At 69.8% G+C, this 12,761-nt stretch carries 15 protein-coding genes; 5 read left to right on the top strand and 10 right to left on the bottom strand.

Annotated features, from left to right (window positions below):
- Positions 1 to 84: 84 nt before the first annotated feature.
- Together LBW94_RS03420 and LBW94_RS03415 are read right to left on the bottom strand one after the other, a co-directional pair.
- Positions 85 to 996 (bottom strand): hypothetical protein, encoded by a 912-nt coding sequence (locus LBW94_RS03420; RefSeq protein WP_225056252.1) that lies wholly within the window; start codon positions 994 to 996, stop codon positions 85 to 87.
- A 6-nt stretch (positions 997 to 1,002) separates the two neighbouring features.
- Positions 1,003 to 1,371, bottom strand: coding sequence for a hypothetical protein (locus LBW94_RS03415; RefSeq protein WP_225056254.1), 369 nt, complete (start codon positions 1,369 to 1,371; stop codon positions 1,003 to 1,005).
- 51 nt (positions 1,372 to 1,422) lie between these two features.
- On the opposite strand from LBW94_RS03415, the gene LBW94_RS03410 reads away from it, so the two are divergent.
- Together LBW94_RS03410 and LBW94_RS03405 are read left to right on the top strand one after the other, a co-directional pair.
- Positions 1,423 to 1,617 (top strand): hypothetical protein, encoded by a 195-nt coding sequence (locus tag LBW94_RS03410; RefSeq protein ID WP_225056256.1) that lies wholly within the window; start codon positions 1,423 to 1,425, stop codon positions 1,615 to 1,617.
- A 138-nt stretch (positions 1,618 to 1,755) separates the two neighbouring features.
- Positions 1,756 to 2,931, top strand: coding sequence for an FAD-dependent monooxygenase (locus tag LBW94_RS03405; protein WP_225056257.1), 1,176 nt, complete (start codon positions 1,756 to 1,758; stop codon positions 2,929 to 2,931).
- Between the two features lie 3 nt (positions 2,932 to 2,934).
- On the opposite strand, the gene LBW94_RS03400 is transcribed toward LBW94_RS03405, so the two are convergent.
- Positions 2,935 to 3,327 carry a VOC family protein gene (locus LBW94_RS03400; protein WP_225056259.1) on the bottom strand — a complete coding sequence of 131 codons (393 nt, stop codon included), beginning with the start codon at positions 3,325 to 3,327 and terminating at the stop codon, positions 2,935 to 2,937.
- Between the two features lie 55 nt (positions 3,328 to 3,382).
- On the opposite strand from LBW94_RS03400, the gene LBW94_RS03395 reads away from it, so the two are divergent.
- Positions 3,383 to 4,417: a hypothetical protein gene (locus LBW94_RS03395; RefSeq protein ID WP_225056261.1), complete on the top strand. Its 1,035-nt coding sequence runs from the start codon at positions 3,383 to 3,385 to the stop codon at positions 4,415 to 4,417.
- A gap of 134 nt (positions 4,418 to 4,551) precedes the next feature.
- Here LBW94_RS03395 and LBW94_RS03390 read toward each other — a convergent pair whose 3' ends face one another.
- Positions 4,552 to 5,475: an MBL fold metallo-hydrolase gene (locus LBW94_RS03390; protein ID WP_225056263.1), complete on the bottom strand. Its 924-nt coding sequence runs from the start codon at positions 5,473 to 5,475 to the stop codon at positions 4,552 to 4,554.
- A gap of 102 nt (positions 5,476 to 5,577) precedes the next feature.
- Between LBW94_RS03390 and LBW94_RS03385 the strand changes: the two genes are divergently transcribed.
- Positions 5,578 to 6,498, top strand: a complete 921-nt coding sequence (locus LBW94_RS03385; protein WP_225056265.1) for an AraC family transcriptional regulator — start codon at positions 5,578 to 5,580, stop codon at positions 6,496 to 6,498.
- Between the two features lies 1 nt (position 6,499).
- Here the strand turns inward: LBW94_RS03385 and LBW94_RS03380 are convergent, their stop codons facing one another.
- A complete protein-coding gene (locus LBW94_RS03380; protein WP_225056267.1) occupies positions 6,500 to 6,643 on the bottom strand; it encodes a hypothetical protein in 144 nt (47 codons plus the stop codon).
- Between the two features lie 173 nt (positions 6,644 to 6,816).
- Between LBW94_RS03380 and LBW94_RS03375 the strand changes: the two genes are divergently transcribed.
- Positions 6,817 to 7,416 carry a DUF4126 domain-containing protein gene (locus LBW94_RS03375; RefSeq protein WP_225056268.1) on the top strand — a complete coding sequence of 200 codons (600 nt, stop codon included), beginning with the start codon at positions 6,817 to 6,819 and terminating at the stop codon, positions 7,414 to 7,416.
- A 62-nt stretch (positions 7,417 to 7,478) separates the two neighbouring features.
- Here the strand turns inward: LBW94_RS03375 and LBW94_RS03370 are convergent, their stop codons facing one another.
- The 5 genes from LBW94_RS03370 to LBW94_RS03350 form a co-directional block, all read right to left on the bottom strand.
- The gene (locus LBW94_RS03370; RefSeq protein WP_225056270.1) at positions 7,479 to 8,726 is read right to left on the bottom strand and encodes a YCF48-related protein; all 1,248 of its coding nucleotides are present in this window, start codon (positions 8,724 to 8,726) and stop codon (positions 7,479 to 7,481) included.
- A gap of 162 nt (positions 8,727 to 8,888) precedes the next feature.
- Positions 8,889 to 9,482 carry a GTP-binding protein gene (locus LBW94_RS03365; RefSeq protein ID WP_225056271.1) on the bottom strand — a complete coding sequence of 198 codons (594 nt, stop codon included), beginning with the start codon at positions 9,480 to 9,482 and terminating at the stop codon, positions 8,889 to 8,891.
- Positions 9,463 to 9,843: a DUF742 domain-containing protein gene (locus LBW94_RS03360; protein ID WP_225056273.1), complete on the bottom strand. Its 381-nt coding sequence runs from the start codon at positions 9,841 to 9,843 to the stop codon at positions 9,463 to 9,465. Before LBW94_RS03360 ends, LBW94_RS03365 begins: the two co-directional genes overlap by 20 nt.
- On the bottom strand, positions 9,840 to 10,280 hold the full coding sequence (locus LBW94_RS03355) for a roadblock/LC7 domain-containing protein (RefSeq protein ID WP_225056275.1): 441 nt from the start codon (positions 10,278 to 10,280) through the stop codon (positions 9,840 to 9,842). The genes LBW94_RS03360 and LBW94_RS03355 overlap by 4 nt, the downstream gene beginning before the upstream one ends.
- Positions 10,270 to 12,549 carry a nitrate- and nitrite sensing domain-containing protein gene (locus tag LBW94_RS03350; RefSeq protein ID WP_225056277.1) on the bottom strand — a complete coding sequence of 760 codons (2,280 nt, stop codon included), beginning with the start codon at positions 12,547 to 12,549 and terminating at the stop codon, positions 10,270 to 10,272. The genes LBW94_RS03355 and LBW94_RS03350 overlap by 11 nt, the downstream gene beginning before the upstream one ends.
- Between the last annotated feature and the right edge of the window lie 212 nt (positions 12,550 to 12,761).

Below are 12,761 nucleotides of genomic sequence, written 5' to 3'. Positions count from 1 at the left end.
CTTGCACAGCGGCAGCGTCTCCGGCGACAACATCCGGAAAACATTGCCGGAAACCTGATTCGAGGCCCGAATCCCGGGGCCGGTTCACCGTCCTTTGCGGAGGAGGGCGGTGAGTTGCCGGCCCTCGTCGAGGGTGAGCGGGCCGGCCCGGCCGGTCTCGGCGACGCCGAGAGCCGTGGCGAGACTGCGGCCGTGCAGGTCCACAGCGGCCTCGGACATGCTGGTCAGGTCGGCGACCGCGGCGCGGGCTCGAATCCACCCGGTGATACCGATCCCCACGCCGACGAACAGCGCAGGCCACCACACGGCCCCGAGCAGCAGGCAGGGCCAAGCCCAGGTGCCGGTGGCGGTCGCGGTGGCGAAAGCTGCGTTCGCCGCGGTGATCTCGGTACGCGTGGTGTCCGGCAGCACCAACCACAGCCGGGGCCAGGCGAATTCCAGATCGAGTCCGTAACGGTTCAGCGCGACGGCCTCCAGAGCGTGGACGCGGTCCCCCATCCAGGTGGGCCGTCCCGGCTCGGCGAGCGCGAACCGATTCACTCGCGCTGCGGCGGCATCGATCAGGTGTTGCTGCTCCGGAGTGCGATTCGCCGACGGGTGGGCGTGTTCCAGGGTTCGCCGCTGCCCCACCAGGGCGAGCCAGCGGCGGCGCCGGCTGTCGGCCCGCCGACGCCGCAGCGGCCCCAGCGGCCGGGGCCACAGACCCAGCCACACCGTCCGTGTCACGACGGCCGAGGCTTGCACCAGCAGTCCCGCTCCGGCCGCGGCCAGCAGCACCACCACCGCCGCCACGGCCTGACTTCCACTGGGCTGCCGCCCCATCCACCCCGTGGCATCGGTGAGGACCACCCGCAGACGGGCGTAGTCCAGGGCATGCGAGTGCCCCAGCCGGACCCCCACCGCGGTGATCGCCACGTACAGAACGCCCGGGATCACCAGCAGGGTGACCCAGCGTTCGGCGAGCTTCTTGGCCAGTTCCTGGAAGAAGGTGCTCAACGCCGACTACCGCCGTCGCATGTGAGCGCCGGTGAGCACACAGTTCGGCACCGGTCCGGCCGGCAACGGTGTCGTCACCAGATCACAAGCGCCGTCCGGGCAACCGAAGGACTCCTCGTCGGCATGCCCCGGCCCGAGTCCCGGCGGTCCACTCGCGATCATCCGCCGGGTCTCGTCCGGGCTCGCGTCCAGCAGTTCGGCGACCAACGCCAGCACCGGCCGGCGGGCCCGGGCCTCGCCCTCGATCCTGGCCAGCAGCTGCCGCCGGGGTTCGGGCCACAGCGCACACTCCGCCCGGAGCGCCTCGAGCCCCTCACACAGCACCGTCAGCACGGCGCGCTCGGCGTCCTCCACCCGATTCCCCCTGTCTCCCACGGCATTCCCGCCATCGCGGCGCCATTCCGTAACGCACGTCACACTCCCGCGATGATTCCACCGACGAGTGTGCACGGGAACAACAGCATGCACCACGCAGGGGGCCTCGACGTGACGTTCGACGAGTTGGTGACCCGGATGCGGGAACGCCTGGCGAGCTATCAGCGCTCGCACCATGCCGGCACCGTACTCGGTGACCCTGCGACGGCCGGTACCCGGACCACCCGTACCTGTCGGCCTCACTGATCCACAGCAGTCCTCAGCACACCTACTCCGGCCACGAGTCGCCACTGACCGGGCGGTTTCGGTTGCCGAGGTGGTCGTTCACTTTCCCCGGGGTTACCGTGAAAGGGGTTGCGGTCGGGGCACACTGGAGGCGATCGGGTGGACGGGAATCGAGTCGGGATCATCGGTGGGAGCATCGCCGGTTGCGCGGCGGCGATCGTGCTGCGGCAGGCGGGTTGTGACGTCACGGTATTCGAGCGCAGCTCAGGGGTGTTGCGCGATCGCGGCCACGGGGTGAGCCTGTCCGGCGAGACCCGCGCCGAACTGGTGGACGCGGATCTGATCGACGCCGACCTGCCCGCGCGGCCACTGTCGGAGCGGTCGTGGTTCGTCCGCGACGGTGACGCTCCGCTCGGCCGATTGGTGTGGCAGCAACCATTTTCCGGGATCGTGCACAACTGGGGCATGCTCTGGGCGAATCTGCGGGATCGGGTTCCCGGCACCGACTATCGCGACGGTGTCCCGGTGAACCGGATCGAGTCCGCCGACGACGGGGTCACCGTGTACCTCGACGGAGGCGAGGCCGAGCGTTTCGATCTCGTGATCGGCGCCGACGGTTACCGGTCGCTGGTCCGGGCCGCGGTGGATCCGGCCGCGGAACCCACCTCCTCCGGGTACGTGTTGTGGCGCGGTGGATATCCGATCACCGAACTCCCCCAGCCGATTCCCGAGGTGCTGTACGAGCAGAGCGTGACGATCGCCTTCCCGGGCGGGCACGCCATGGTGATGATCATCCCGGGCGACGGCGGGCCGCGGGTCTACTGGGCCGTCTATCACCAACCGGCCGAGCCGTTGCCACCCGAGGCCGACCATCTCGCTCCGGCGGACTTCCCCGGCCTGGATACGACACTGTCGCAGCACTTTCCGCCGTACTGGGCGGAGATGGTCGACCGGACCCGGCGCGACACCACGGTCATCCATCCGGTACTCGACATCCGGACCTCCCGCTACACCGCACCCCGCCTCGCGTTGCTGGGCGACGCGGCGACCATGACGCGGCCGCACACCGGCAGCGGGGCCGTCAAGGCCGTGCAGGATGCCCTGGCGCTGGGCCGGCTGCGCCGCGAACACGGTGACTGGGCAACGGTTCTGGCCGAATACGACGCGGTGCGCCGTCCGGCGGGCACCGCGCTCGTGGACCTCGGCCGCCGCATCGGTGAGGCGCAGGTGATCAGCACGCCGCCCTGGGATTCCATGACCCCGGACGATTTCACCGCATGGATACAGTCCGTACTCTCCGGCCGGCGCCTCTACCTCTACGACAACCTCCGCTGACGCTCACACGGGTCCGAGCAGATCCCACCGGTTTCCGGAGATGTCGAGGAACACGGCCACCCGGCCGTACGGCTCGGTGCGGGGTTCGCGGACGAAACGTACTCCGGCGCCGGTCATCCGGCGATAGCTGTCTTCGAAATCGGTGACCCGCAGGAAGAATCCGACCCGCCCGGCGATCTGATCGCCGATCGCGCGGCGCTGCCGATCCCCGTCCGCTCGCGCGAGCAGGATTCCGGTGGTCGCCGCCGGCGGCCGGACCACCACCCACCGTTTGGGCCGCCCGTCGTCGGTGCGCGACGGCGAGTCCTCCACCAGGTCGAAACCGAGTGTGCCGACGAAGAACTCGAGGGCGGAGTCGTAGTCCTCGACGATGATCGTGACCAGTTCCAGATGCACGCCGTCAGCGTGACATACCGAGAAAGTGAATGTCGATTCTTGTATGATGAGCGTCATGCGTTCGCGCGATGTGCATTTCGTGGGGAGTTTCCCGGCGGCGAGCACGGCGGACGCGATGGGGGCGATGGCCGACTGCGCCGGTCCGCTGTTGCGGACGCTGCCGACCGGTGAGGTGCGGCGTTACGAGTACTACATTCGGCCGATTCTGGAAGACCTGGTCGCTCAGGGTGCGCTCGAGGTCGCCAAGGCCGGAGAGTGGCGGACGCTCCGCGATCTGCCGAGATACCGGGTGCCGCAGGGGAAGACGCTCAGCGGTGAGGTGATGGACCTCGGTTACGGCCGGGAGGCCGCGGAGGCGATGCCGGTGTTCGCGGCGGTGCGTGACGCCCGGGATCTGCCGGAGCTCCGGTTGCAGGTCGGGATGCCGACCGATCTGAGTCTGGCGTTCATCGCGCTGGGTGTGCGCGGAGTGCGGTCCCAGCGGGCGGCTTTCGCCGCGGCCACCGGCCGTGAGATCGCCGCGATCGCGCAGTCGGCCGGGACGGAGGTCGTCGTTCAGCTGGAGGCCACCGCGGAATTGGTGTCGATGGCGCTGGCCCAGCCGTTCCAGCGTTCGCTGGATCGCCGGTTGGGCCTGGGCCGGGGGATCGCGGGGCTCGCGGCGGCGGCGCCGGAGGGCACTCGGTTCGGGGTGCACCTTTGTGTGGGGAGCCTGCACAACAAGGGGGTACCGCTGCGCAGTGCGCGTCCGTTGGTCGACCTCGCCAATTCCGTTGCGCGACAATGGCCGGCGGGGCGGACCCTGGAATATGTGCATGCCCCGTTCGCCGCGGGCGGCAGACCGCCGGCCACCGGGGAACGGTTCTACGCGCCGCTCGCGGATCTGGCCCTGCCCGCGGGAACCAGGTTCCACGCGGGCTTCGTGCACGACTCCCCCACCGAGGCGCAGCAGCGGAAGACGTTGCAGTCCATCGAGAACGCGCTCGGCCGCCGGGTCGACGGGGTCGCCTGCGCGTGCGGGCTCGGGCGCCGGTCCCGGCCGGTCGCGGATGCGCTCATGGCGCGAGCGGTGGCCTTGGCCGGCTGCTGACGCACGGCCGCCGCCGCTGCCCGGGTCTTGCCTTGACGCCGATGGCAACCATCGCGATGCTCGACCCCTCGATGCCGATCTGCGGCCACCAGCAGTCGGGCTGGGGCGGCGGCGGCGGGCTCGCCGCGCGGCGATCAGGGAGTGCGGCGGGGCTCACTCAACGGGGAGGGCCAGTCACCGAGTGTGAATTGTGTTCCGGCTCGGCGGATCTCGACCGCTCCCGCGCCGGCGAAATGGGCGGGAACCACCAATTCCCCGGTGTCGGCGGCTCGTTCGAGGATGCGGTGGCGGGTGGTGGCGGCTTGCTCCGGGTCCTGGCACAGGCAGCTGCTGCACGCGGGGTGCAACAGCTGGAGCGGGCTGTGGACCAGGTCGCCGACGAACACCGCGCGATCGGCGCCGGAGGCGAGGTGCACGACCGCGGAGCCCGGCGTGTGGCCGGGGGCGGATTCCAGGGTGAGGTTGTCGTCGACGCGGTAACTGTCGTCCCAGAGGATCGCGCGGCCGGCGCGGTGGACGGGGGCGATGCTGTCCTCGTAGAGGAGTTCGTCGTCGGGGCGGCGGCCGCGCGCGTAGCCGTTGGCGGGGCCGAACCACGCGTCGTCCACGGCGGGAATCAGGTAGTGCGCGTTGGGGAATGCCGGTACCCATTCGCCGTCGGCGTCGACGGTGTTCCAGCCGACGTGGTCGCCGTGCACGTGGGTGTTGACGACCAGATCGACGTCGCCGGGCCGTACGCCCGCCCGGGCCAGGCGGTCGAGGAAGTCCCCGGTGCGGCGGTGGAACAGCGGGCGGCTGGGCCGGTCCCGGCCGTTGCCGACACCGGTGTCGATCAGGATCGTGCGGCCGGCGCTGCGCAACACCCAGGTCTGCACCGTGGCGACCACCAGTCCGGTGCCCGGTTCCTGATGCTCGGGGACCAGCCAGTCCACGTTGCCGGACCAGATCTGCTCGGTGCTGCCGGGCAGCAGATCGGGTCCGGGCAGCAGGGGCCCCTGCCATTCGAGGACGCGGAAGATCTCGACATCCCCCAGCACGATGCTCTGTGAACTCTCCATGCCGACGAGCCTATGGAGACCACTTCGAGTCGATCAATGCATATTCTGCTCATCTGGATACTCGATCTGCTCATACATGAGAGTTCTCGGTATCCTGGGCCGATGGATGTGCTCAGTGACGCGATCGCCGCGATGCGTCTCGGGCAACCGACCACGAGCCGGCTGTGCACGGCGGACCGCGACTGGTGCACGCGGCTGAGCCCGTACGAGGGTGCCGGTTTCCACATCGTGCTGCGCGGCAGTTGCTGGGTGCTGCCCGACGAGGGCGAGCCGGTGCTACTGGGTACCGGTGACGCGGTCCTGCTGCCGCACGGGACCGGGCACCTGCTCTCCGACGGCCCCGCCGACACCCGGGCCGGGTCGCGGGCGATTCCGTTCGAGCAGTGGTATGCCCGCCGGGAGCCCGAAACCTCCTCGGGTACCGCACGATTCGAGGTGCTGTGCGGAAAGTACCGGCTGGACGAGCGCGGGCGGCATCCGATGATCGCGGAACTGCCGAACCTCATCCACCTCCCGGCCCGCGTCGGCGATCACGTCGAACTCCGTGCCGCCGTGGACCTGCTGGGCCGGGAGGTGGACCGGCGCGGCCCGGGCTCGTGCATCGCGGTGCCGAGCCTGCTGGACCTGTTGCTGGTCTACATGATTCGCGCCTGGATGGCCGAGAGCAGCACCGGTGTCTGGCCCGCGGTGCTCGGCGATCCGGTCACCGCCGCCGCCCTGCGGGCCCTGCACACCGATCCGGCCGCGCCGTGGAGCAACGAGTCGCTCGCCGCCGAGACCGGTGTCTCCCGCGCCACCCTGACCCGCCGGTTCACCGCCCTGGTGGGCAGGCCCCCGATGGGATACCTCACCTGGTGGCGCCTGACCCGGGCCGCCGCCCTGCTCCGCGACACCACCGACCCGCTGTCGGCCATCGCCGGTCGGGTCGGCTACGCCAACCCCTACGCGTTCTCGAACGCCTTCAAGAAAGAGTTCGGCGCCCCACCCGGTCGCTACCGCGAAAACCACCCAGGGGCGGCCTGATTCACACAACCGGCCGCGAGACCCGGGCCTCGCGCGGATGCCGGAAGACGCCGATACCGGCGGCCTCGTTGCGTTGCCGCCATTCGGCGCGCGGCAGCCGGGTGACGTCGACGTCCGCGGCCGCGGCGATTCCCGGGTGCGTCACGGTGTTCTACGATGACAGGCGAGCCGTCGCGATACGAGCATGGAACGACTACGTTCTATTCGCCAGAACAGCTGCGTCGAAATAAAGAACGCAAACGTACTTTTCGTCGCCGCTCGCACATCGCTCTCGTTCACAACCCCGTCGATGTCGGTGCGTACCGGCACACTTGGGGTATGGACATCTCTGCGGCCGTCGCCGCGGTTCTCGGCGCCTTCGTCCTGTCCGGCGCGGCCGGTCTCAATGCCTGGCTTCCCCTGCTGGTCGTCGCCGTCGGCGACCGGGCCGGGTGGATCGACCTGGGCCACTCCTACGGCTGGCTGTCGTCGACACCGGTCATCGCCGGCATAGCCATCCTCTGCGTGCTCGACTTCGTCGGCGACAAGATCCCGGCGCTGGATTCGGTGCTGCACGGCGTCGGCACCCTGGTGGCGCCGACCTCCGGGGCGATCCTGTTCGCCGCCGACACCAGCGTGTCCTCGCATCTGCCACCCGCGGTCGCCGCCGTCCTCGGCGCCGTCACCGCCGGCAGTGTGCACATCGGCCGCACGGTGGCGCGCCCGTTCGTCACGGGAACCACAGCGGGCGTGGGCAATCCGGTCGTCTCCACCGCCGAGGACGGCACAGCGCTCGTCCTCACCGTGCTGGCGCTGGTGGTGCCGGTAGTGGCCTTCATCGCGATCCTGCTCCTGCTGACGATGCTGGGCCTGATCGCGGTCCGGGCGGTCCGCTGGTTGCGCGATCGGCGTCGCCGCACCCAGCTGAAACCCGGTTAGGCGCGGCCGATCCCGGCGCGGGATGCCGGTCGGCGAATCCGGCCGCGTTCCGCCGCGGTGGTTCAGTCGGCGAATCCGGCCTCGGCCCAGGTGCGGCCGCCGTCGGCGGTGAGCAGCAGCCGGTTCGCGCCCAGCTCGTCCTGGAGGAGCACGTAACCGGCGGTCGGCGAGACGAATTCACCGCCGCCGATGCTGGTGCGGGGTGAGCCGGCGTAGACCGGCTGCCAGCTCCGGCTCGCATCGGCACTGAGCAGCAACCGGGCCCCGGCGGAGGTGTCGGACACGGCCGCCACGAGGTGGCCGGGGCCGGCGGACATCAGGTACACGTCGGCCACCTGTGGCCATAGTGTCGACGTTCCGGTGAAACTGTCGCCACCGTCGGTGGAGACGAAAACCTGTTCGCCGGTGCGGCTTTCCGCGGGACCGGGACGTCCGCACACCAGGTAGATCGGGCCGGCGGACGTCGCGTCGAGCGTGCCGACGCCGTTGCCGCCACAGTGGGGCGCGGTCCAGTCCTGCCAGTGACCGCCGACCGTTCGCATCGTCGCGATCGTGCCGCGGCCCTGGACGATCACCCAGGCGTGGCCGCCGCGTGCGGTCACGGACGGCAGCACCGGGCCACCCGCGGGAGCATGGCGGCCGAGATCGGCCACCGTCCAGTCGTCGGCGCCGATCGGGCTGGAGCTCACCCGGATCTCCGCGTCACCGTCGACGGTGGCGGTCCGGACCGTGGAGCCGTCCACCGCCACCGACCACCTCTCGCCCGGTATGTCGACCCGGCGCCAGGTCGTGCCGCCGTCGTGGGTGGACCACAGGTGCCGGGCGCCGGTGGCCCAGCCGTTGTCCCGGTCCGCGAAGGTGAACTGCCAGTAGGCGCCGGCGTTGTCGGGCAACGGCTTCGGCTGCCAGGTGATGCCCCCGTCGCGCGTCGACCACAGCCCGCCGCCGTAGACCCATCCGGCGCTCGGATCGGCGAAGGTGACCCCGGCCCACGTGCTGGGAACGCCGCCCGGTGCGGTCATGTCGGCATCCGGCGTCGGCATCGTCCGCCAGCTCCGGCCACCGTCGGCGGAATGTTCCAGCTGCGGGCACGAGGTTCCGGCCGCACACGGCCCGCGGGTGCCCAGCACCCACATCTGCTCGGGCGCGGGGGCGCTCACGGCGATCGGCGCGAACCAGGGCGCTCCCCCACCGGACGTCGAACTCGGTTCGGCCACAACTTGATTCGCGACGGCCGCCGGTGACCGGTGGCCGGCGAGACCGACCACGGTGACCGTCACCACGACGACGAGCGCGACGACCGCCGCCACACCGATCCTCCGGTCAGGACTGTGCCGCAGTCGATTCCACAGCCGACTGCGCACCGGGTCCTCCCCCTTCGCACCGGCAGCACGCGATCCCCTCGTGTCGCTCCGGATGCCACACTGTAGCAATCGCCGCCGGTGACGGAGAGCGGTATGCGGGAACGCCGCTCAGTTGCGGGCGGGCGGGTGCCCGGCCGAGGTTCGCTGGACGTGTTCGAGCAGGAGCACCAGCACGCTCTTCGCCGATTCCCGGTTGCGGGCGTCGCAGAGCTGGACCGGGATGGAGTCGGGAAGGTCGAGCGCGCCGCGGATCTCGTCCTCGGCGTAGATGTCGGCGCCGTCGAAGCAGTTCGCGGCGACGACGAACGGGATCCGGCGGGATTCGAAATAGTCCACCGCGGCGAAGGATTCCGTGATCCGGCGGGTGTCGGCGATGACCACCGCACCGAGCGCACCGACCGACAGTTCCTTCCAGACGAACCAGAACCGGTCCTGCCCGGGGGTGCCGAACAGATACACCACCACTTCCGGACTGATCGTGATGCGGCCGAAATCCAGTGCGACAGTGGTGGTTTTCTTACCGTCCAGACCGGTCACGTCGTCGACGGCAGTGCCGAGCTCCGACAGCCGCTCCTCGGTGCGCAGCGGGGCGATCTCGCTGACCGCACCGACCATCGTGGTCTTGCCGACCCCGAATCCGCCCGCGACCAACAGCTTGACGGCCTGCACCGAGTTCAGTCGATCAGAGTCTGCGTATGCCATCGAGTACCGCCTGCAATAGTTCCGGATCGGGGCCGCTCGCCGCCGGTGTCGGGGATCGGTAGATGACATGCCCGGAGTCGACCAGATCGCCGATCAGGACCTTGACCGCGGCCAGCAACAGGTTCAGGTGGGCGGCGAGTTCGGCGATCGATATCGGCCTGCCCTGGCAGAGCCGCACGATCTCCGCGTATTCCCGGTCCAGTGTCGCGGCCTCGGTCTCCGCCCGGACGGCGACGACGAGCGTGAGCATGTCGAGCGCGTTGACGTATTTCCCGGCACGACCCCGGGTCACGGCGAACGGGCGGACGAGTGGACCGGGGTCGTCGTCCGCCTCCCAGGGGTCACCCTGGTGATAGTTCACGATGCCGGTGACACCCGCGGAAACGCGGACGCACCCCGCGGCAGCGCGGTCAGCTGCTCACCGACCTGCCCGACGATGACGTTGATCTCGTACGCGATCAGGCCCAGATCGGCGTCGATCGCGGCGAGCAGGGCCAGGCAGGCGCCCTGTCCGGCCTCGGTCACCACCAGGTAGCCACCGGCGAGTTCGATCACCGTCTGCTGGACGTCGCCCTTGCTGAACCGGTCGCCGACACCGCGCGCGAGACTGTGCAACGCGGAGGCGATGGCGGCGAGATGCTCGGCATCCTCCCGGCCCAGCCGCTTCGACCGTGCCAGCGCCAGGCCGTCGGCCGAGAGGACCATCGCATGTTCGGACCCCGGCACTCGGCCGACCAGGCTGTCCAGCAGCCAGTCCAAAGCATTGCGGGCAGCCTGGCCCGTCACGTCATTGCTCACGTTCTGACCGTTCGTCGTCATGTTCGGTGGGTGGGGTGTTCGTCCGTGCCCGGTGGGTTCCGCGCTGGAAGGCGGCCATGGAGTGCCGGATCTGCTCGGGTGCACGGCGCTCGGGCGGGAGCAGATCCGGTGTGGTGTCGGGCTGATGCTCCTCGAGACGCAACTGCGGCGCGAGGTGACTCTGCCGCTCCCGCTTCGGCAGTGGGGTCCGGGAGCGACCGGTCGGCGCCAGCCGGGGCAGTCCGGGCGAACTGCCGTTACCCGAGGGTGCGACCGGGACGGAGCCCGGCCACGGCGGCAACTGCGACAGGTCGGACGCCGGCTGCGACGGCACCACATCCAGCACCGGCCGCGGCAGGTGCTCCGGCGGGGCCGGCGGCTTCACCTCGTCCGGCTCCGGACCGGCCTCGGGCGCAACGAGATCCAGGATCTCGCCGGGGACCAGCACCACCGCGTTCACGCCGCCGTAGGCGGATTGCTGGAGACCGACCGTGATGTCGTGGCGCCGGGCCAGCCGGCTGACCACGAACAGACCCAGGTGCCGGTGGCCCGCCAGCGTCATCTCCTGGAACTCCGGCGGATTGCGCAGCAACTCGTTGAGCCGCTCGCGTTCCTCGAAGCGGATACCGAGACCCTGATCCACGATCTCGATCACCAGGCCGCGGCTGACCAGGCTGCCGTGCACGGTCACCGGCGCCTCCGGCGGCGAGAACAGCGTCGCGTTGTCGATCAGCTCGGCCAGCAGGTGGATGAGGTCGGCCACGGCATTGCTGTGCACCCAGGCATCCGGCATGCGGATCGCGCTCACCCGCGCGAAATCCTGTGTCTCCGAGGCGGCGCTGCGCACGATCTGCTCGACCGCCACCGGCTCGCGCCACCGGCGGCCGGGCTGCGCACCACCGAGGATCAGCAGATTCTCGGCGTTGCGGCGGGCTCGAGTGGCGAGATGATCGAGCTGGAACAGCAATTCGAGATGTTCTGGATCGTGCTGCTTGGCCTGGGCGACGTCGAGGACGTCCATCTGCCGGCGCACGAGTACCTGACTGCGCCGGGCGATGTCGACGAAGACCTTGTTGAAGCCGTTGCGGGTTCGCGCCTCGGCGGTGGCGGCGGCCATGGCCGTGCGCTGCGCGCTGCTGAATGCCGCTGCCACCTGCGCGATTTCGTCACGGCCGCGGTCCGATGTCACCGCGGCCTCGGCCTCGGCGACATCGACCTGCTCACCGTCGTGCAACCGCTGGATGATCGCGGGCAGGGTCTCATCGGCCAGGTGCAACGTCCTGGACCGCAGCGAGCGCAACCGCCGGACCAGCCCGTTCGCCATCAGGAACGCGATCGTGAACGCGAGCAGGGTGATGAGCGCGACGCCGACCCCGGCGAGGATCGACCGGACCAGCAGCCGGTGGGCCGCATCGGCGACCAGCGAATTCGCATACTCCGCATGTGTCTTGAACAGCGTCAGCAGCTGATCCTGCACGGACACCACGACCACGCGGGCCTCGTCGTCGGACAGCGGCACCGCACCACGGCTCACCAGCTGATCCTCGGCGTCGAGGTCGCTGTGCCACTGCGGACTGTCGATCAGCTTCTGGTACACCGCCTGGTCGGCGGGGGTGAATTTCGAGGTCAGCGCGTCGAGATCGTTGCGAAAACCACCGACCAGCAGGGCGATCGCGCGTTTGTCGTCGTTGTTCAGCGGACCCGAGACCGTCGCCGCGGCGGCGATACCCACTGCGCGCGAGTGCAGATCGACCATCCGGGCGAACGCCCCGGTCGTCATCTCCTCGGCCGCGCTCGCCGGGCTCGGAGTGAAGGGCGCGATCCCCTCGAAGCCCATCGCCATGATGCCGACGAGCTGGGAGTAGTAGTTGTCCACATCGGCGAGGGTGGCGTGGTGCAGGTCGATGGCCTGCCGGATGACCGGCAGCTGGGCTCCGACCGCGCGGATGGCCGGTGACGACTTCGCCAGGCCCTTCGGATTGAGCGGCTGCATCTGGAGAGAGAGATCGATGATCGCCGCGAGCGCCTTGTCCAGCCGAGCACGATCCGCGGGCAGTTCGGCCGTGATCTGGGGATCTCCGGCCACCACCATGAGACTGATCGCGCGCTCGTCCTCCGTCGCCACCGCGAAGGTGGCCAACGGCTCGATCTGGCGACTCACCAGATCCGACCAGCGGGCCGCGGAACGCGCCTGACTGCTCAGGTTCACCACGAGGATCGAGCCCGTGACCAGCAGGGCGAGGCAGGGTATCAGGACGATTGCCAGCACTCGTGTGCGAATGCTCTGCGCTGTCCGAGATCTGGCCCACCCTTTCGAGGCGCGAGGTTGTGAGCTGCTCTCACTCGGCACTGTCGGCGAGTGTTCGGTCAATCCACTTTCCTTGGCCTCGATACCGGGCGACCGAAACACGGCCGCTCTCCAAACATTCCGCGATAGGTGTTACCAACGAACAACATCAACTGCCGAATAGGTCCTGCATT

Origin of the sequence: Nocardia sp. alder85J (assembly GCF_020176955.2) — a bacterium.
GTDB lineage: Bacteria > Actinomycetota > Actinomycetes > Mycobacteriales > Mycobacteriaceae > Nocardia.
This window is presented reverse-complemented; position numbering and strand designations above follow the sequence as displayed.

Coding starts and splice junctions, on each gene's coding strand:
- LBW94_RS03375 (WP_225056268.1), top strand. CDS start 6,817: ATGGACATCTCTGCGGCCGTCGCCGCGGTTCTCGGCGCCTTCGTCCTG.
- LBW94_RS03365 (WP_225056271.1), bottom strand. CDS start 9,482: ATGGCATACGCAGACTCTGATCGACTGAACTCGGTGCAGGCCGTCAAG.
- LBW94_RS03395 (WP_225056261.1), top strand. CDS start 3,383: ATGCGTTCGCGCGATGTGCATTTCGTGGGGAGTTTCCCGGCGGCGAGC.
- LBW94_RS03390 (WP_225056263.1), bottom strand. CDS start 5,475: ATGGAGAGTTCACAGAGCATCGTGCTGGGGGATGTCGAGATCTTCCGC.
- LBW94_RS03385 (WP_225056265.1), top strand. CDS start 5,578: ATGGATGTGCTCAGTGACGCGATCGCCGCGATGCGTCTCGGGCAACCG.
- LBW94_RS03410 (WP_225056256.1), top strand. CDS start 1,423: ATGATTCCACCGACGAGTGTGCACGGGAACAACAGCATGCACCACGCA.